This is a genomic window from Amycolatopsis anabasis, from assembly GCF_009765355.1.
In the GTDB taxonomy this organism is placed as follows: Bacteria; Actinomycetota; Actinomycetes; order Mycobacteriales; family Pseudonocardiaceae; genus Amycolatopsis; species Amycolatopsis anabasis.
The window spans coordinates 41,160-59,890 of the sequence record NZ_VTHK01000052.1; the positions used below are offsets into that span (position 1 = coordinate 41,160).

Annotated in this window: 17 protein-coding genes; 5 read left to right on the forward strand and 12 right to left on the reverse strand. The window is 71.2% G+C overall.

Annotation, left to right across the window (positions count from 1 at the left end):
* Nucleotides 1–188: 188 nt before the first annotated feature.
* From hpf to FXO23_RS40700, 7 genes are all read right to left on the reverse strand, one after another.
* Complete coding sequence (gene hpf / locus FXO23_RS40670; RefSeq protein WP_158892489.1) at nucleotides 189–890, reverse strand: ribosome hibernation-promoting factor, HPF/YfiA family; 702 nt, start codon at nucleotides 888–890, stop codon at nucleotides 189–191.
* A gap of 592 nt (nucleotides 891–1,482) precedes the next feature.
* The gene (locus FXO23_RS40675) at nucleotides 1,483–2,157 is read right to left on the reverse strand and encodes a ComF family protein (protein ID WP_158892491.1); all 675 of its coding nucleotides are present in this window, start codon (nucleotides 2,155–2,157) and stop codon (nucleotides 1,483–1,485) included.
* A gap of 155 nt (nucleotides 2,158–2,312) precedes the next feature.
* Nucleotides 2,313–4,076, reverse strand: coding sequence for an LpqB family beta-propeller domain-containing protein (locus FXO23_RS40680; RefSeq protein WP_158892492.1), 1,764 nt, complete (start codon nucleotides 4,074–4,076; stop codon nucleotides 2,313–2,315).
* The gene (gene mtrB, locus FXO23_RS40685; RefSeq protein WP_158892494.1) at nucleotides 4,073–5,788 is read right to left on the reverse strand and encodes an MtrAB system histidine kinase MtrB; all 1,716 of its coding nucleotides are present in this window, start codon (nucleotides 5,786–5,788) and stop codon (nucleotides 4,073–4,075) included. Before mtrB ends, FXO23_RS40680 begins: the two co-directional genes overlap by 4 nt.
* A 7-nt stretch (nucleotides 5,789–5,795) precedes the next feature.
* A complete protein-coding gene (gene mtrA, locus FXO23_RS40690; protein ID WP_094862327.1) occupies nucleotides 5,796–6,473 on the reverse strand; it encodes an MtrAB system response regulator MtrA in 678 nt (225 codons plus the stop codon).
* Between the two features lie 61 nt (nucleotides 6,474–6,534).
* Nucleotides 6,535–7,680, reverse strand: coding sequence for an NAD(P)/FAD-dependent oxidoreductase (locus FXO23_RS40695; RefSeq protein ID WP_158892496.1), 1,146 nt, complete (start codon nucleotides 7,678–7,680; stop codon nucleotides 6,535–6,537).
* Nucleotides 7,677–7,994 carry a bifunctional 3-phenylpropionate/cinnamic acid dioxygenase ferredoxin subunit gene (locus FXO23_RS40700; RefSeq protein ID WP_158892498.1) on the reverse strand — a complete coding sequence of 106 codons (318 nt, stop codon included), beginning with the start codon at nucleotides 7,992–7,994 and terminating at the stop codon, nucleotides 7,677–7,679. Before FXO23_RS40700 ends, FXO23_RS40695 begins: the two co-directional genes overlap by 4 nt.
* A gap of 159 nt (nucleotides 7,995–8,153) precedes the next feature.
* On the opposite strand from FXO23_RS40700, the gene FXO23_RS40705 reads away from it, so the two are divergent.
* The 4 genes from FXO23_RS40705 to FXO23_RS40720 all read left to right on the forward strand — a co-directional run bounded on the left by FXO23_RS40705 (nucleotide 8,154) and on the right by FXO23_RS40720 (nucleotide 14,001).
* Nucleotides 8,154–8,948, forward strand: coding sequence for an IclR family transcriptional regulator (locus FXO23_RS40705; protein WP_158892500.1), 795 nt, complete (start codon nucleotides 8,154–8,156; stop codon nucleotides 8,946–8,948).
* 134 nt (nucleotides 8,949–9,082) lie between these two features.
* Entirely contained in the window at nucleotides 9,083–11,533 is a 2,451-nt protein-coding gene (locus tag FXO23_RS40710; protein ID WP_158892502.1) for a GcvT family protein, read from the forward strand.
* A gap of 1 nt (nucleotide 11,534) precedes the next feature.
* On the forward strand, nucleotides 11,535–12,671 hold the full coding sequence (gene solA, locus FXO23_RS40715) for an N-methyl-L-tryptophan oxidase (RefSeq protein WP_158892504.1): 1,137 nt from the start codon (nucleotides 11,535–11,537) through the stop codon (nucleotides 12,669–12,671).
* 169 nt (nucleotides 12,672–12,840) lie between these two features.
* Complete coding sequence (locus FXO23_RS40720; RefSeq protein ID WP_158892506.1) at nucleotides 12,841–14,001, forward strand: aromatic ring-hydroxylating oxygenase subunit alpha; 1,161 nt, start codon at nucleotides 12,841–12,843, stop codon at nucleotides 13,999–14,001.
* Here the strand turns inward: FXO23_RS40720 and FXO23_RS40725 are convergent.
* From FXO23_RS40725 to FXO23_RS40740, 4 genes are all read right to left on the reverse strand, one after another.
* On the reverse strand, nucleotides 13,956–14,198 hold the full coding sequence (locus FXO23_RS40725) for a DUF6221 family protein (protein WP_158892508.1): 243 nt from the start codon (nucleotides 14,196–14,198) through the stop codon (nucleotides 13,956–13,958). The two genes, FXO23_RS40720 and FXO23_RS40725, sit on opposite strands and share 46 nt — an antisense overlap.
* A 98-nt stretch (nucleotides 14,199–14,296) precedes the next feature.
* Nucleotides 14,297–14,944, reverse strand: coding sequence for a dTMP kinase (locus FXO23_RS40730; RefSeq protein ID WP_158892510.1), 648 nt, complete (start codon nucleotides 14,942–14,944; stop codon nucleotides 14,297–14,299).
* An 82-nt stretch (nucleotides 14,945–15,026) separates the two neighbouring features.
* Complete coding sequence (locus FXO23_RS40735; protein WP_158892512.1) at nucleotides 15,027–15,821, reverse strand: hypothetical protein; 795 nt, start codon at nucleotides 15,819–15,821, stop codon at nucleotides 15,027–15,029.
* 5 nt (nucleotides 15,822–15,826) lie between these two features.
* Nucleotides 15,827–16,387, reverse strand: coding sequence for a papain-like cysteine protease family protein (locus tag FXO23_RS40740; RefSeq protein ID WP_158892524.1), 561 nt, complete (start codon nucleotides 16,385–16,387; stop codon nucleotides 15,827–15,829).
* A gap of 333 nt (nucleotides 16,388–16,720) precedes the next feature.
* Here FXO23_RS40740 and FXO23_RS40745 point away from each other — a divergent pair, with 333 nt between their 5' ends.
* On the forward strand, nucleotides 16,721–17,716 hold the full coding sequence (locus tag FXO23_RS40745) for a hypothetical protein (RefSeq protein ID WP_158892514.1): 996 nt from the start codon (nucleotides 16,721–16,723) through the stop codon (nucleotides 17,714–17,716).
* A 313-nt stretch (nucleotides 17,717–18,029) separates the two neighbouring features.
* Here FXO23_RS40745 and FXO23_RS40750 read toward each other — a convergent pair whose 3' ends face one another.
* A complete protein-coding gene (locus tag FXO23_RS40750; protein ID WP_158892516.1) occupies nucleotides 18,030–18,458 on the reverse strand; it encodes a YjdF family protein in 429 nt (142 codons plus the stop codon).
* Between the last annotated feature and the right edge of the window lie 273 nt (nucleotides 18,459–18,731).

Here is an 18,731-nt window from a genome sequence, read left to right on the forward strand (position 1 = left end):
CGAGCGGGCCCCGGGCAGTGTGGTATACGCAACCAGCCGGGCCGGTCGCGCGCTGCCCCCCATCGTAGGGAAGGCGCAAGCGTCGCCGCACCTACCGTGGGTACACGCTACAGGTACGAACGACGGCGACGGCCCGCACGCATGCGCGTACGGGCCGTCGGCAGCGGTTGGACCGGATTGTCGTCAGCTCAGCCCAGCCGGATCACGCCGTAGTCGAATCCCTTCCTGCGGTAGACGACACTGGGCCGGCCGGCCTCGGAGTCATTGAAGAGGTAGAAGTCGTGTCCGACCAGCTCCATCTCATAGAGAGCCTGGTCGACCGTCATGGGCTCCGCGGAATGTTGCTTCTCGCGGACAATGCGACCGGGCTGGTACTCGGTCACACCATCGTCCCAACGCTGCTGCGGCAGCTCGATCTCCTCCGGATCGGCGGCCACTACGCCATTGATCTGTTCTTCGGGGGCGGGTGCCTCCAGCACCGCCGTGCTCGCGGCGGGACGCCTGCCGTTGGCGACCGGGGCGGATCCGCCTCCGGCGGCCTGAGCCGAGGTCGCTTCCGCGACCGACTCCGGGCAACGTCGTCCGTAGTGCACGCGCCGCCGGTCATGCAGCTTGCGCAAGCGGTTCTCCATCTTGTTCACCGCAGAATCGAGCGCGGCGTAGAAGTCTCCGGCGCATGCTTCGGCGCGCACCGCGGGGCCCTTGCCCTTACCGGTGATCTCGACGCGCTGGCAGCTCTTGGCCTGCCTGCGGTTGGGCTCGTGGAAGAGCTCCACGTCGTACCGGATGACCTTCTTGTCGTAGCGCTCGAGCCGGGCCAGCTTCTCGCTAACGTGTGTCCGATAGTGATCGGGCACCTCCACGTTGCGGCCCTTAACGACGATGTCCATACACGACCTCCCTCGCTGAGATGACTGCGAGCTCTTGGATCATTACGGCGCCGGTGTTGCTGGGGGACGGCGCCGCCCGGAGCGGGCGGTGAGGGAACTCGGCGACACGATCACGACGTCTCGCATCGGGACCACCGAGCACGGACTCAGCAGTCCTCCGGCGCCAGGGTCATGGGCTGATCACCTCCCTGCTGGCCGGGATAGCTGATAGCGCAGCACGTTAGCCGGGTAACGGCGATCACAACAGCCCCCGAGCCGGGGGATGTCAAGCCGTGAGAGCCAGTTACTGCGCGCATCCGGGAACCGTCGTTCCGCGGACGAACCCGCCCCTTTCGGACCATTGCCGGGGACGAATTTTCACCTTGACAGCCGCCGGAAATCCCGACGTCTGCGCCGAGGGTGATCACCGGGCGCTCCGCGACCGCCACCCCGGTGGAGTGGCGATCCTCCGGTGCTCCGCCGATGAGCGCCCTCATACCCGGTGAACGATCTTCCCGGCGCACGCGTTCCCCGCAAACGTCACCCGTGTAGGTGACATCGCGGCAGTGACGTCCGGGGAACCGGCGGATGACTTTCCCGGAAAAACACCTGATCAACCGGCTGCGGTCAGGGCGAGCGCAACTGTCACCGGAAAGCCATTTTCCGACAGAATTCGCCCGCACAGCGACGCCGTGGCGCCGGTGGTGATCACGTCGTCGAGCAGAATCACCGGGGTTGCCGGCGGGGGCAGGCCACGCGGTTCGAGCCGGAGCCGGCCGGTGAGGTTGGCGGCCCGCTGCGCCCGGTCCAGGCCCACCGCGTCCCGGGCGCGGGAGCTCAGCGCCAGCGCGGGCGCGACCCGGGCCGGGTGACCGGCGGCCGCGAGGGTCGCCGCGCAGGCGCGGGCCAGGCGGAGCACGTGCTGCCCGCCCCGCAGCCGTGCCGCTGGTTTCCGCGACGGCACCGGCACCAGCCACCACGCCTCGTCCGGCGCCGCCCGGATCTCGGGCAGGCCGGGGAGCGCGGCGGCCAGGGCGGCGCCGAGCGGAGCGGCCAGATCGCGGCGGCCGCGCTCCTTGTAGGCGAGCACCAGCCGCCGCGCGGTGCCGCGGTAGCGCGCCAGGGCGTACACCGCCGGGACGGCCGCGGCGGCGGGCCCGCGGGGCACCGGCCCCGGCGCTTCCCAGACGGCCAGGCAATCCCGGCAGCACGGGGCGCCGAGCGCGCCGCAGCCGGCGCAGTTCGGCGGTAACAGCAGGTCAAGGGCTCGTTCGACAGTGGTCAGCACGTCGCACAGCGTCCACCCGGGCACCGACAGTTTCGGGCTCGCGGCGGGAGGAAGGGACCTTTACTCCGCTTCAGCCGTAGTAAAGGTCCCTCGCTCCGGTTCAACGGGAGCGAAGGTCCCTTCCTCCCGCCGTGGCCTGGTGAGCGGGCGGGCGGTCAGCCCGGGTAGAAGGGGTACTGCTTGTCGCCGATCGAGCGGGGGTGCGGGCGCCACACCTCGCCGATGTCGGAGGCGGTCCACATGCCACCGCTGTCGGCCACGACGATCTGGCGGCCGGGCGCCGCGGTGATCGCGCGCATCGGCGGGGTCAGGTTGGAGCTGTTGAACGCGTCCATCCGCAGGCCGTCGATCGGCACCCGCGCCACCGGCAGCGACTGCGACCAGGTGGCGACGACCAGGGTGTCCTGGCTCAGCCAGTCCACGTCCACCACGCCGATGAGTTCCCCGCCGCGCAGGATCCGCGGCTGCTTCAGGGTCACCGAATCCTGCCCGGGCGCACGCACCACCGAAGCCACCACGAGTTGCTGGCCCACGACCATCGCCGCCCGCGCGCCGTCCCGGGACAGCCGCAACGCGCTGATCGGGCCGAGCGCGACCACGTCGCTCGCGTTGACGATCTGCGGCACCCATTTGCCGTCCGCGGTGCGCGGCACCCGGATCACCTGGCTCCCGTCGAGGACCGTCCACAGCTCCCCCGACGTGCCGCCCGCCGAGGACGCCGGACGCCAGGTCGGCCGGGTCAGCGTGCTCCCGCCGAGATCGCTGCCGCCGTTGCTCACCCGGGGCAGCTCGCTGCGGCTGAGATCACCCGCGCGCAGCAACTGTCTCCCGTCCGCGTTCTCCACGACCGCGAGCTGCCGCCCGTCCATCGACTGCGCGGCGCTGGCCACGTCGTAGACCCCCGCCCCGGCCGGGCCGGGCACCGGAGTGCCGTCCAGCAGCGACCGCACCCGGCCGCCGACGACCATCATCCCCGAACTGGGCGTCGCCTGCGCGCCGTAGGAGGGCACGTCACTGGGCAGCCAGTCCTCGTGCCCGGGCACCAGCGCGCTGCCGTCGGACAGGAGCCGGACCCGGCTCGTCGTGACGCTCTGCAGGGACAGCACGAACTGGTGCGCGATGAGTTTCTTGGTGTCCAGGCTCTGCTCGCCGACCCCGGTCAGCGGCACCACCAGCGCGCCGTCCTTGCCCCCGGTCACGTTCTGCTCGGTGCCCGCCTGGTCGGGCAACGGGTTCTTCACCGCGCCGGACAGCCCGTCGGACGGCCCGTCGAGCAGCAGCTGGACCACCCGCGCGGGCAGCCCGGACTGCGGTTTCGCCGCCACATAACGCAAATCGGGCACCAGCGCGCTCGAGTCCGGGGTGAAGAAGTACACCGGCACCCGGAAGTAGTTGGTGCTGAAATCGCTTTCGGTGATCACCAGGTTGGTCGGCGGGTTGACGATCCGCCACTGCCCGTCGGGCTGGCGCCGCAGCCGGAACGGCAGTTCGTAGGAATCCCGGCGCGGGATGAACGCGCTGTCCGAGCCGAGCGTGCCCACCTGGAAGCCGCGCAGGATGACGAGCTGCTCGTTCGGATCGGGCGGCTGCTGGCCGCCGGTGCCGTACACCGTGCCGAACGTCTCGTCGATGACCGTCAGGCCCTGCGCCGGATCCCAGGTCTTGCGCGCGGTCTCGTCCAGGTACATCCGCGCGGAGGCGTTGTTGGCGATCGGCTGCGCGCTCGCGTGCACGAAATCGCGCACCACGGTCAGCCCGTCCAGATCCTTCGCCGGTTCCTGGACCTCGGGCTTGATGAGCTGGCCGAGCTGCTGCGGCGTGATCACCTCGGGCACCGACTCGTCCGGGATGTTCGCGCACCCCGCGGCGAACACCACGCAGCACAGCGCCGCGAGGAGCCGGATCGAGCGCCTGGTCACCGGTCCTCCCGCTGCTGCCCGGTGGTCAGCTCCGCCACCGGGATCGTCGTTTCGGCGGTCAGCGGGCGCACCACGCCGTTGCCGGTCGGCGGCGCGTCCTCCGGCGGCAGCGGCAGCGGGCTCTCCTCGAACGATTCACCCTGGCGCCGCGGCAGCGTCAGCCGGAAGCAGGCACCCTCGCCCGGCGCGCCCCACGCCTCGAGCACGCCACCGTGCAGTCGGGCGTCCTCGTGGCTGATCGCCAGGCCGAGCCCGGTGCCACCGGTGCGCCGGTTCCGGGACGGATCCGCTCGCCAGAAGCGGTTGAACACCAGATCGGCCTCGCCGGAACGCAGGCCGACGCCGTAGTCGCGCACGGCAACCGCGACCGCGTTCCGGTTCACCCCGACCCGCAGCCGCACCGGTTTGCCCTCGCTGTGGTCGACCGCGTTCGCCAGCAGGTTGCGCAGGATCCGCTCCACCCGGCGCGCGTCGACCTCGGCGGTGGCCGGTTCGTCCGGCAGGTCGAGCTCGATCACGCTGCCCGCGCTCCCGGCGAGCACCCGCACCTGCTCCGCGGCCCGGGCGGCGATCGGGGTGAGGTCGATCAGTTCGGCCGCCAGCTCCTCGACGCCCGCGTCCAGGCGGCTGATCTCCAGCAGGTCGCCGAGCAGCGCCTCGAACCGGTCGAGCTCGTCGACCAGCAGCTCGGTGGACCGCGCCAGCCCCGGCGGGAACTGCTCACGCGACGCGTGCAGCACGTCCGCGGCCATGCGCACGGTGGTCAGCGGGGTGCGCAGTTCGTGCGAGACGTCCGAGGTGAACCGCCGCTGCAGCGTGCCGAACTCCTCCAGCTGCCGGATCTGCCGCTGGATGCTCGCGGCCATCTCGTTGTAGGACAAGGCGAGTTTCGCGAGATCGTCCTCGCCGAGCACGGCGAGCCGCTGGTCGAGCGCGCCACCGGCGAACTGCTCGGCGGCCGCGGCCGCGCGGCGCACCGGGCGCACCACCTGCCGGGTCACCAGGTTCGTGATGCCCGCCAGCAACAGCAGCAGGACGAGCCCGCCGACGAGCAGGGTGTTCTGCACGGTCGAGACGGTGCTCTGCTCGGCGGTCAGCGGGAACAGCAGGTACAGCTGCAGCGGCCGCGCGGTGCTGGTCAGCGGCGCGCCGACGATGAGGTACGTGCTGCGCGCGCTCTCCGGGCCGACCGTGTGGATCTGCGCGGTCACCTGGTTGGCCTCGACGAAGGTCCGCAGCCGTTCCGGCACCTTGAACAGCGGCCCGGCCGACGGCGTCGAGTCGCCCGCGCGGTCCGGCCCGCCCCCGGCCAGCACGGGTTCGAAGGCGCCCGCGGCCGAGCCCACGGTCCCCTGCGACTCCGGCGAGCTGCTGGTGATCTTCTTCAGCGCGTTCTTCAACCGGTCGTCGAGCGCGTCCTGATCGCTGATGCCGACCAGTTCGGCCTCGGCGGTGCCCACCACCGCCTGGGTCTGCGCGAGCGCGGCCCGGCGCTTGGTGTCCAGCAGCCGCTCGGTGATCTGGTTCTGCAGGACCATGCCCAGCACGAAGACCACGGCCGAGGACAGCGCCAGCGTCGACACGGTGACGCGGAACTGCAGGGAGTGCCGCCACAACTCGCCGAACGCGACCGTGCGCCGTCGTCCGAACGCGATGATCCGCCCAGCCAGCCGTACCGTCGCCTTACCCAAAGCGGTCAGACGATGTTTCATCTCGGGATCACGGCGGGCCCGCCTTGTAGCCGACGCCGCGCACGGTCAACACCACCTCGGGGTGCTCCGGATCCTTCTCCACTTTGGACCGCAGCCGCTGGACGTGCACGTTGACCAGCCGGGTGTCCGCCGCGTGCCGGTAGCCCCAGACCTGCTCGAGCAGGACCTCGCGGGTGAACACCTGGCGCGGCTTGCGGGCCAGCGCGACCAGCAGGTCGAACTCCAGCGGGGTGAGCGGGATGGCCTTGCCCTCCCGCGTCACCTCGTGGCCGGGCACGTCGATGGTCAGGTCGCCGATGGCCAGCGATTCGGCGGGCTCCGCCTCGGTGCGCCGCATCCTGGCGCGCACCCGGGCGACCAGTTCCTTCGGCTTGAACGGCTTGACCACGTAGTCATCGGCGCCGGACTCCAGCCCGAGCACGATGTCCACGGTGTCGCTCTTGGCGGTGAGCATGACGATCGGCACGCCGGACTCGGCCCTGATCGCCTTGCACACGTCGATGCCGTTCATCCCGGGCAGCATCAAGTCGAGCAGCACGAGATCGGGTTTCAGCTCGCGCAGCGCGGGCAGGGCTCGGGAACCGTCCGCGACGACGGCGGTGTCGAACCCCTCCCCGCGCAGCACGATGGTCAGCATCTCCGCAAGGGCAGGGTCGTCGTCGACCACCAAGACACGTGCCTTCATAAAGGACATGTTCGCACTGTTGACCTCGTGTGCGCGCACGACCCGGCGATCCGACCTGCAACTACCCCGGATGGACCATCGCCGGAGCGGTCAGGCCGCGGCGGATCCGGGTGAACGGCCGGGGACTGTCGATCGCCAGCACCCCGGTCACGGTACCGCTCCGTGTATATGTGGCTACGAATTTCGCCTCGGACACGTCCCCTTCGACCACGCGCACCGCGTCGCAACCGTTTGCGGTCCCGGCGAACTGGATCCGGTGCCCGTATTGGTCGGACCAGAAGTAGCCCGGCCGGGTGTGGTGCTCGATCGTGGCCCCGGCGAGCAGATTGCGCGCCGCGACCCGGGGCTGCTCGGCGGCCGAGGTCCAGTGCTCGCCGCGGCGGCCGTCCCGCCGGCGCGCCACGTCGCCCACCGCGACCACGCGCGGATTCGCGGTGGCACAACCCGAATCGCACAGCACACCGTCGTCCGCCACGATGCCGGAACCGGAAAGCCATTCGCAGTCCGGCCGGATGCCGACGGCGACGACCACCACTTCGGCCGGGAGTTCGCGGCCGTCGGTGAGCCGGACGCCGGTGACCCGCGGGCGGCCGAGCAGTTCGGCCACCCCGGCGCCGGTCAGCAGCCGGACCCCGTGCTCGGCGTGCAGCCGCGCGCAGGCCCGGCCCATCCGCTCGCCGAGCACCCCGGCCAGCGGGACCGGCGCCGCCTCGACCACGGTGACGTCGCGGCCGAGCGCGCGGCAGGTGGATGCCACCTCGGCGCCGAGGAAACCGGCGCCGATCACCACGACCCGGGCGGCATCCTCGAGCGCGCGGCGGAGGGCGAGCGCGTCGTCCAGGGTGCGCAGGGTGTGCACGCCCTCGCGGGCGCCGGGCAGGGTGCGCGGCACGCCGCCGGTCGCGACGACCAGCCCGTCGGCGGCGATCTCGGCGCCGCCGGAAAGGGTGAGCACGCCGTCGTGGAACCGTTCGGCCCGTTCGCCGAGATGCCAGTGGGCGTTGAGGTCGAGCAGTTCCTCGGGGCTCGCCAGCTCGAGGTCCACGGCCCGGCCGAGCAGGAAGTCCTTGGACAGCGGCGGCCGGTCGTACGGCCGGTGCGCCTCCGCGCCGACGAGCACCAGCCGCCCGTCGAACCCCTGGGCCCGCAGTTCCTGCGCCGCGCGCAACCCCGCCAGCCCGGTGCCCGCCACCACCACAGTCCTCATGCGACTTCTTCTTTCGCCTCGGCGTCCACGTAGACCACGCCGTCGGCGAGGACGACCGGGTAGGTGCGCACCGGGTTCTTCGCCGGGAGGCAGGTCGGCCTCCCGGTGCGGAGGTCGAAGGACGCGGCGTGCAGCGGGCATTCGACGAAACACCCTTCGAGCCAGCCGTCGGCCAGCGAGGCGTCCTGGTGGCTGCACGTGTCGTCGATCGCGAAGAAGCCGTCCTCGGCGTGGAAGACCGCGATCGGCACCGGGCCGTCGACGCGGATCGCTTCGCCTTCGGGGAGATCGGTGACGGCGCAGGCTCGGATCATCGGGGCCTCCGTGAATGACTTACCGGAAGTTCGGGGAAGGTTGTTGCGCTATGCGAGACGCGATGTGCTATGCGCAACAGTCCCGCGCGTGCCGGGATCACGTCAAGAGATTCGCCCGCACGGCCGAGCGAAATCGGCGCCAGCCGTTAGTGTTGCGCTGTGCGGAACAAGGATTCAGATCGGTCAGGCAACCCCGCCCCCAGTCAGGTCCAGTCGGTGGACCGCGCGATCAGCGTGCTCGAGCTGTTGGCCCGCAACGGAGAAGCCGGGATCACCGAGATCGCCGGCGAGCTCGGCGTGCACAAGTCGACCGCCTCCCGGCTGGTGAGCGTCCTGGAAGCGCGCGGACTGGTGGAGCAGCTCGGCGAACGCGGCAAGTACGCGATCGGGTTCGGCATCGTGCGCCTCGCGGGCGCCGCGACCGGCCGGATGGACCTGGCCAGACTGGGGCGGCAGACCTGCCAGGTGCTGGCCGAAACGCTCGGCGAGACGGTGAACATCGCGGTCGCCGACGAGGGCGTCGCGATCAACATCAGCCAGGCGCGCGGCTCCGCGGCGATCACCACGCAGAACTGGACCGGCCAGCGCACCCCGCTGCACGCGACCTCCAGCGGCAAGGTGCTGCTGGCGTACATGGCCGACGGCGAGCGGCGCCGCTCGCTGCGCCGCAAGCTCGAGGAGTACACGCCCCGGACGGTCACCGACGCCGGCGACCTGGCCGCCGAGCTGGACCGGGTCGTCGAGGACGGGTATGCCGCGTGCTTCGAGGAGTTCGAACTGGGCATGCACGCGGTCGCGGTGCCGATCCACGGGCCCGGCGGCGAGGTGGTCGCCGCGATCAGCGCGTCCGGCCCGTCGTACCGGCTCTCCCGGCAGCGGGTGCGCCAGGTCGTGCGGCCGATGGCCGAGGCCGCCGCCGAACTCTCCGCCCAGCTCGGCTACTACCAGGACTGATCCACGTGGACGCAACTGCCGCGTAGGTATTGACACGCGGTTTCCCATCCCGCACTTTGTTGCAGAAGACGGAACACGTCTCCCTCTCCGCAACACACCTCAATTCGTCCACTGTGGACAGGAGGTACCCAGGGATGGCTGCCAAACCCCGCGTTGTCGTGATCGGAGCCGGTATCGTCGGCTGCGCCCTAGCCGACGAGCTCACCGAACGCGGCTGGACCGACGTCACCGTGCTGGAGCAGGGCGACCTGTTCGCCACCGGCGGGTCCAGTTCGCACGCCCCGGGCCTGGTCTTCCAGACCACCGGTTGCAAGACCATGACCGAGTTCGCGAAGTACACCGTCGCGAAGTACACCGGCCTCACCCTGGACGGGAAGTGGTGCTTCCAGCAGCTCGGCGGGCTGGAGGTGGCCACCACCGAAGGGCGCTGGGCCGATCTGAAACGCCGCCACGGCTGGGCGACCTCGTGGGGTGTGCGCGGCTACCTGCGCACCCCGGACGAATGCGCGCAGCTGCACCCGCTGCTGGATCCGGACCGGCTGCTCGGCGGGTTCCACATCCCGAGCGACGGGCTGGCCAAACCGCTGCGCGCCGCCGAGGCGCAGGCCCGGCGGGCGATCGAACGCGGTGCGCGGTTCCTGGCGCGGCAGCAGGTCATCCGGATCGAGCGCGCGGCCGGGCGGGTCACCGGGGTCGCCACCGAGACCGATCACTTCCGCGCGGACCTCGTGGTGTGCTGCGCCGGGATGTGGGGCCCGCTGATCGGCGAACTGGTCGATCTGACCGTGCCACTGGTGCCGATGGCCCACCAGTACGCGAAGACCAACCCGCTGCCGGTGCTGGCCGGGCACAACGACGAGCTGACCGAGGCGAGCAAACCGATCCTGCGGCACCAGGAGGCCGACCTCTACTTCCGCGAGCACGTCGACCGGCTCGGGATCGGCGCGTACGGCCACCGGCCGATGCCGGTCCGCCCCGGGGAGATCGCCGATCCGCGCGGCGGCCCCGGGATGCCGTCGGAACTGGCGTTCACCCCGGACGACTTCGAGGAGTCCTGGGCCGCGGCCGCCGAACTGCTGCCCGTGCTGGGGGACACGAAGATCGAGCACGGCATCAACGGGTTGTTCTCCTTCACCAGCGACGGGATGCCGCTGCTCGGCGAACATCCCGATCTGGACGGGTTCTGGGTCGCCGAGGCGGTGTGGATCACCCATTCCGCCGGGGTGGCCAGGGCTATGGCCGAATGGCTGGTCGACGGGCAGCCGGGCCTGGACCTGCACGGCTGCGATCTGGCCCGGTTCGAGGACGTGCAACTCGCGCCGGACTACGTGCACACCCGCGCCTGCCAGGCGTTCGCCGAGGTCTACGACGTCATCCACCCGCTGCAGCCGATGGCCGAACCGCGGCCGTTGCGCACCAGCCCGTTCTACGAACGGCAACGCGAACTCGGCGCGTACTTCCTGGAGGCGGGTGGCTGGGAACGGCCGCACTGGTACCAGAGCAACGCGAACCTGCCCGAGGTCGACCGGATCCCCGCCCGCGACGGCTGGGCGGCGCGGTACTGGTCGCCGATCGCCGGGGCCGAGGCGTGCGTGGCCCGGCAGCGGGTGGCGATGTTCGACATGACCCCGCTCAAACGGCTGGAGGTGAGCGGCCCGGGCGCGCTGGCGTTCCTGCAGGCGCTGACCAGCAACCAGCTGGCCCGGAAACCGGGCGCGGTCACCTACACGCTGCTGCTCGGCGAGGACGGCGGGATCCGCAGCGATCTGACCGTCGCCCGGCTCGGCCCGGAGACGTTCCAGGTGGGTGTGAACGGCAACACCGACCTCGACTGGCTGCGCCGCCACCTGCCCGGCGACGGCAGCGTGCACCTGTGCGAGATCACCGCGGGCACCTGCTGCGTCGGGCTGTGGGGGCCACGCGCGCGGGATCTCCTGCAGCCACTGTCCACAACGGACTTCTCGCACCAGGCCATGGGCTACTTCCGGGCCCGGCGCGCCTATGTGGGCCAGGTGCCGGTGACCGCGCTGCGACTGTCCTATGTGGGCGAACTCGGCTGGGAGCTGTACACCGGCGCGGATCTCGGCCGCAAGCTCTGGGACACGCTGTGGGAGGCGGGGCAGCGCTTCGGCGTGATCGCCGCGGGCCGGGACGCGTTCAACAGCATGCGCCTGGAGAAGGGCTACCGGTCCTGGGGCGCCGACATGACCACCGAACACGATCCGTACGAGGCCGGGGTCGGCTTCGCGGTGCGGATGGACAAGGGCTACTTCATCGGCCGGGAGGCGCTCACCGGGCGTTCCGCCGAGACGGTCACCCGGAAGCTCACCTGCCTGACCGTGGCGGATCCGGCCGCCGTGGTGCTCGGCAAGGAACCGGTGTACGTCGACGGGCGGGCCTGCGGATACGTGACCAGCGCGGCCTACGGCTACACGATCGGGCGCGGGATCGCCTACGCCTGGCTGCCCGCCGCGGCCGCCGTTCCCGGACGTCCGGTCGAGATCGAGTACTTCGGCGAGAAGGTGCCCGCGGTGGTCGCCGCGGAACCGTTGTTCGATCCGGACATGTCCCGCCTGAGGAGTTGAGATGCCTCGCTACGACGTCATCGTGATCGGGCTCGGCGGGATGGGCAGCGCCGCCGCGTACCGGCTCGCCCAGCGCGGGCACCGGGTGCTGGGCCTGGATCGGTACGCCCCGGTGCACAACCGCGGATCGAGCCACGGCGGCTCGCGGATCACCCGGCAGGCCTATTTCGAGGACCCCGCGTACGTGCCGCTGCTGCTGCGGGCGCACGAGATGTGGGCGCAGATCGAACGCGACTCGGGGCGGGCGATCTTCCACCGGTGCGGCGGGATCATGGTCGGGCGGCCGGACAGCCGGACGGTCGCCGGGAGCGTGCGCAGCGCCCGGCAATGGGATCTGCCGCACGAACTGCTGGACGCGGCCGAGATCCGGCGGCGCTTCCCGACCATGAACCCGGCCGAAGACGAGATCGCGTTGTACGAGGCGAGCGCGGGCCTGGTCGTCCCGGAGGCGAGTGTGGCGGCGCAGCTGCTGCTGGCCACCCGCGCCGGGGCCGAACTGCACCACGAGGAGGAGGTGCTGACCTGGACGGCGGACTCCGCGGGGGTCCGGGTGGGGACCACGCGGAACTACTACGTCGCCGACCAGCTCGTCGTCTGCCCGGGCGCCTGGGCCCCGGAACTGCTGTCCGGGCTGGGCGTCCCGTTCCGGATCGAGCGCCAGGTGCAGTACTGGTTCGCGCCCCGCGGCGGCGCGGAGCCGTTCGTGGACCACCCGATCTACGTGTGGGAGAACGAACTGGGACGCCAGTTCTACGGATTCCCGGCGCACCACGGTCCCGAGGTGAAGGTCGCGTTCTTCCGGGGCGGGCAGACCTGCACCCCGGAGACCATCGACCGGACCGTGCACGCGCACGAGGTCCGCGCGATCGCCGAATTCGCCGGTGCGCGCATGCCGTCGCTGCCCGGGGAGTTCCGGCGCGCGGCGACCTGCATGTACACCAACACCCCGGACGAGCACTTCGTGATCGCGCGCCACCCCGGGCACGCGCGGGTCGTGGTGGCGTGCGGGTTCTCCGGGCACGGCTTCAAGTTCGTGCCGGTGGTCGGCGAGGTGGTCGCCGACCTGGTGACCAAGGGAGCCACCCGGCACCCGATCTCGCTGTTCGATCCCGCCCGCCTCAAGGGGGCTCCGGCATGACACCTTCTGTGCCAAGTCGCGGCACTCGAGACGACCACAGCGCGCGCCCCGGCCGACAGGCCCCGCTATCGGGGCGGCAGGGCGCCCCACCCGCTGACGTGCGAGGCGAACACGAGTCGCGCCCTGGCGACACGATCGCGGACGCGCGCGGACCCGCGAAGGAGCGAGCATGACCGCCACCGAGTTGCCGTCGAGCTTGCTGTCCACATTGCCCGGTCGCTACTACACGGACCCGGAGATCTTCGCTGCCGAACAGGAGAAGATCTTCGAGGCGGACTGGTTCTGCGCGGTGCGCGGTGCCGATCTCGCGTCCCCGGGCGACTTCCAGACCGTCCACATCGGACGCGAGAGCGTGCTCGTGAGCCGGGCGCGTGACGGCGGGCTGCGGGCCTTCCTCAACGTCTGCCGCCACCGCGGCGCGCGGCTGTGCGCCGCGGAATCCGGTTCGGTGAAACGGTCCTTCCAGTGCCCGTACCACGCCTGGACCTACGGCCTCGACGGCAAACTGATCGCCGCGCCGAACCTGGTGAACACCCCCGACGTCGACCGCGCCGCCTACGGCCTGCACCCGGTGGCGCTGCGCGAATGGCTCGGTTACGCCTGGCTCTGCCTCGCCGCCGAGCCACCGTCCTTTTCGGACACCGTGGTGCGCGCGATCGCCGATCGGCTCGGCGCGCCCGAGGCGATCGAGGCCTACCGGATCGATCGCCTGTCCGTCGGCCGCCGGATCCGGTACGACGTGCGCGCCAACTGGAAGCTCATCGTGGAGAACTTCATGGAGTGCTACCACTGCGCGACGATCCACCCGGAACTCACCGAGGTGCTTCCCGAGTTCGCCGAGGGCTACGCCGCGCAGTACTTCGTCGGGCACGGGGCGGAGTTCGGCGACGGGATCGGCGGCTTCACCGTGGACGGGAGCGCGGGGTTCGCGAAACTGGCCGGGGTCGCCCACGAGCAGGACCGGCGGTACTTCGCGATCACCGTGCGCCCGCAGGTGTTCGTGAACCTGGTGCCCGATCACGTGATCTTCCACCGGATGTTCCCGATGGCGGCCGATCGCACGGTCGTCGAATGCGACTGGCTCTATGCCGACGAAGTCGTCGCGCAGGGCCGGGACGTGTCCCGTTCGGTCGAGCTGTTCCACCGGGTGAACCAGCAGGATTTCGACGCCTGCGAACGCTGCCAGCCCGCGATGGGTTCCCGCGCCTACGCGAACGGCGGGGTGCTGATGCCGACCGAACACCACCTCGGCGAATTCCACGACTGGCTGCGGACCCGGCTCGCTCAACCGGGCAGCCATTCCCGTTCGAACTCGGGGTGCGCGGAGTAGGGCAGGGCCATGGCCCGCAGCATCCGGGACATCCGCTCGTCCGCCTGCCCACCCTCGAGGGCGGTCAGCAGCAGGCGTTTCGCGCGGCATTCGGCCAGCACCCGTTGCGGCGACCACGGGCCGCCGGTGGTTCCCCGGACCGCACGGGTTTCGTCCTCGTGGATCCGGGCGCGCAGAAAGGACACAATGCAGGCCATGACACGAATCTAGGACGAAACCGGCGGACTGCCGTCCGCCCAACTGATGATCACGGCTACTCCCGGAGGCCTATCCCCACCCCCGCCAGGTGGCGGGGTCAGCCGGTGCCGAGGAGGTCGGCGGCCAGCGCGACCGCGTCCACACCGCTCGCGCCGTCCACGACGTGCCAGCGGGAAAGCCACGACCGCGCGGCGAGTTCGTCGTACACGCGGGCGCAGCGCGCCTGCAGATCGTCATCGGATTCGAACGCGTCCTTGGCCCGATCGGCCTCCGTCTTCGCGCGCCCTTCCGCTCGGGCGGCGGCCACCTCCGGCGCGACCCGCAGCAGGATCTGCGCGTCCGGCACCGGCAGCGCGAACCGGCCGACCTCCAGTTCGCGCACCCACTCGACCACCGAGCCGTCCGCGTCCTGGTGCAGCCGGGCCGCGGCGTAGGCCGCGTTGGAGGCCACGTACCGGTCGAGCAGCACGACGTCGTGCGTGTTCAGGCCGTCGCGGATCTCCCCGGCCGCGCCCCGGCGGTCCAGGGCGTAGAGCACGGCCATGCCGTAGACCGAATCGGCCAGGTCACCGTGCCCGCGGTGCAGGGCCTCGCGCACGAGATCGGCGTGCACGCTCACCCCGTAACGCGGGAACGCCAGCGTGCTCACGGTCGCGCCGCGGTCGTGCAGCGCTTTCGTCACCCGGTCCGCGAGGGTGCGCTTGCCCGCCCCGTCCAGCCCTTCGATCACCACAAGTCGGCCCACGGGAACGAACCCTAACGAACCGGCGGGCTCGACGGGTACGCCCCGTAAACGTCGAGCCCGCCGGTTCTCTCCGGAAGGCGGGTCAGGTGCGTGCGGTTCGGGACGACCGCACCAGGAAAGCCGCCGCGCCGACGACCACCAGACCAGCGCCGAGTACCAGCAGGGCGGTCCAGCCGGTGCCGGATTCCACCGCCGCGTTGTCCTCCCGCAGCACGGTGCCGGCGTAACCGCCCGCCGCACCCTGCCGCGCGTAGTCGGAACCGGCGAGCTTGTCGCCGTAGCGCTGGGAAACCGCGCGCTGGTAGTCGGCCAGCGCGGTCACCTCGCCCACCGGCCGGCCGCTCACCCCGGCGTCGAGCAGGGTGACCCGGCCGTCGCGCTGCGCGTACCAGGCGTCCACCTGCGGCTCGTGCAGCAGCAGGGCACCCGCCGGGAGCGCCGCGGCGAGTTTGGCTTCCCGGTCGCCGGAGGCGATGTTGCCGACCTGCCAGGCGCCGTCCGCGGCGCGCACCGTCCACAGTGTCGCGACCTGGCCGTCCGCGGCGCGGGCCGGGACGGCGAGGTAGGCGAGCGTGCCCGCCGGCGCGCCCGCGACCCCGGCGACGAAGTCCTTGGACAGTTCGTACACCGCGACCGACGCGCGATCCACGGTGACCGCGGGCGCCTGCGCCACCGCCGCCCGCTGCTGCCCGCCGCCCTGGGCGAAGAACTTGCCGAGGGTCGCCTGGACCGCGGGATCGGCCGCGGCCGAGTGCGCCGAGGCGACGTCCGCACCGGAGGGCTGGCCCGCCGCGGGTTCGGGTGCGGCCTGCGCGCCGGTGGCCGTGGCGAAGAATCCGGCCGTCGCCAGCGCGGCGAGTGCGAGTATCCGTTTCATCGCCGTCACCTCGCGATTCCGGTCAGGGTGTGCGTCCAGGTGAAACTGCCGTTGCTGCTGTAGTAGCTGTAGGTGGCCCAGTTGTAGCGGTTGCTCGACGGCCAGGGATCGCCCCAGTAGACCCAGCTCTTGCTGGTGTCGTAGCCGTAGAGCACGTGCATGTGCCCGCCGCCGGAGCTCCAGCCGATCCGCGTTTCGATCGGCCGGTCGGCGCCGGTCTCGGATTGCACCGCCGAGTAGCTGACCCGCCCGTTGAGGTAGTTCCCGCTGTTGCGGAACCCGAGCTTGCCGAACGCGCGCTGCGGATCGGCGAGGGTGCCCTGCCGGTTGGCGCAGTCCGTTCCGGTTTCGTTGTGCGCCAGCTGGCAGAACCTGGTCTGGGTCACCGATGCGCCGTGGAACGCGGCGATCGTGTTGCCCGCGGCGGCCCAGCACCACTGGTTCTTCTGCTGGGCCTGCATGGTGATATCCGCCTGGTGGGCCGCCGGGATCGCGGCGGTCACCACCGGGGCCGGCTGGGCGGAAAGCGCCTCCGCCTGAGCCGGGGCTTGGAACAAGAGCCACATCGCGAGGGTCGCGGCGCCTGCGGCGCACGCTCGTGGCGAGATCAACGGCACGATTGGCCTCCAATCGCCTGTGCAGGGAAACCCGCCTGGGGAGTGGTCCGCACAACCACCCGATCGGGGCGAGTGGTCACAACGGTGTTGAGGACGGTCACCCAGAGCAAGCAGGCGTCCGGAGGCGACGGACCGTTCCGGGCACACCCCGGAACGCGGAACGGTCGAAGGCCCGAGGTCAACCCGTCCAAAGAGGGGTCCGGAGCGGAAGGGCGCCTTGCTAGCGTGAACGTTCCGGGACGTTCACCGACGCACGCCCACGGTCAGGTGAAGGGACTGGTGGTGACACCGGAACGGAACGCACCCAAGCTCGCCGAACCCGCGCGGCGGCAACCGGCCGAGCCGCTGCCGAAAGTGCTGACCGACGCGCTGCGCAACGGCGAGTTCCACCAGGCGCTGCGCCTCGCGATCGCGCACCGCGGGCTTTCGCTCGCGCGGCTGCGCGCGCACCTCCAGCGCCGCGGCACACCGGTCGGGCAGTCCACGCTGAGTTACTGGCAACGCGGGATCCGCCAGCCCGAGGTGCCCAAGGCCCTGCCCGCGGTGCGGGCACTGGAATCGGTGCTCCAGCTGCCGCCGGACAGCCTGGTCCTGCTGGTCGGCCCCCGGATGTCTCGCGGGCGAGACCACCAGATGCCGGCGTCGTTCGCCGATCTGCGGCCCGGGGACATGGGCCCGATCGCCGACCGGCTGCTGACCGAACTCGGCGCCTATCCCTCGACCAACCGGTACAACGCGGACCTCGAGGTGCTCTTCGTCCACGACACGGTGACCTTCGACGCCGAACACCGGCAACGCAGCGTGAACACCCGGCTGGTGACCCGAGCCCGGCGGAACGGGCCGGACCGGTACGTCACGGTCTACAACGGCGACGACGGGTGCCGGATCGAGGACGCGGAACTGATCACCGCGGAGGGCTGCCGGGTGGGGCGGATGCGGCGGCACAGCGGGGAGGAGACCCTGGCCGTGGAGCTGCTGTTCGACCGCAAACTCGCCGAGGGCGACATCCACGTGTTCTGCTTCGAGGTGCGCGACGATTCGGGCGCGGCCTCACCGGGATACTTCCGGATGTTCCGCGACCAGTGCGCGGGTTTCCTGCTGCAGTTCCGGTTCAGCCGGCGAGCCCTCCCGGCGCGCTGCACCCGCGAATTCCGCACCCGCGGCGACGCGGTGCCGCTCGAATCCGAGGACCTGATCTGCGACATCGGCGGCATGAGCAGCGCCTACTTCCGCGACGCGGGCCCCGGCCTCGCCGGAATCTCCGTGGAATGGACGTAACCCGCCCGAAAGTGCCGCCACTTTCGGGCGAGCCCGCGACCGCACTTCGCCGCCGCCAAAGTGCCCTCCCGGTTTCGCCGAAAGTGCGCGCACTTTCGGGGTCACCAGCGCTTCGCTTACCGCGCTGCCCTTACCTCGCGACATCCGCTCGAGGAGTTCGCGGCCCGGCGGCTCCCCCTCCGGTTCGAAGGCGATCGGCTTGCCTTCCGCAACCATGCGCGCATGCCACTCGCGTGGAGTTTCCGCCCAGCCATCGGTCACCTGGCGCATAGGGACAATTCCGCCATTCCGCGCAATCGGCTATCTTTCGCCGCTACGAGCGACCGCGGTGGCGGGCGCGGGATCTGGCGCGGGCGAGGGCGCGGCGGTGCTGGGCTTCGGCGGCTTCGCGGCGTTTGCGGGCCGCCTTGTTCTCGGAGACGCGTTCGGCGACCGATTCCCGCAGGGCGCGCTGGGCCGCGGTGCCCGGGCCCACGTCGTCCTGCAGTTTCTTCGCCAGTTTGGCGGCGCGTTTGGCGGTCAGCCGCGCGGACGGCCGCCGCGCGGCGGGCACCGCCGGGGCGGCGTGGGCTTCCCGCGACAGCGCGGAGAACTCCGGTCCCGCGGCGAACGCGGCCAGTTCGGCGTTGTTCGGTTCGGCGCCGAAGACATGACGGGCGGCGCGCACCAGCCCGTCCTCGTGGATCTCGTAGACCCCGACCCAGAACTGCCCGTCGTGGAAGACGGTGAACACACTACGCACGGAAAACCCACCTCCAGGCATGACGAATCAGCCTGGCCGCACTGGTTTCCCTTCAGGTCTGGGACAACGAGCCGGGCCGGGTTTCCACCGGCGCCGACCGCCCGGACTACCTACCGGGCCGTGAGGTTCGTCCAGCCAAGAACGCCGGACAGTGTGCGGCACCCGCGCGGCGCCCGGCAACCCGATATCGGGGCCGGGCGCTCGCGGGCGCGGATCAGTAGCGGTAGTGGTCGGACTTGAACGGGCCTTCGACGTCGACGTCGATGTACTCGG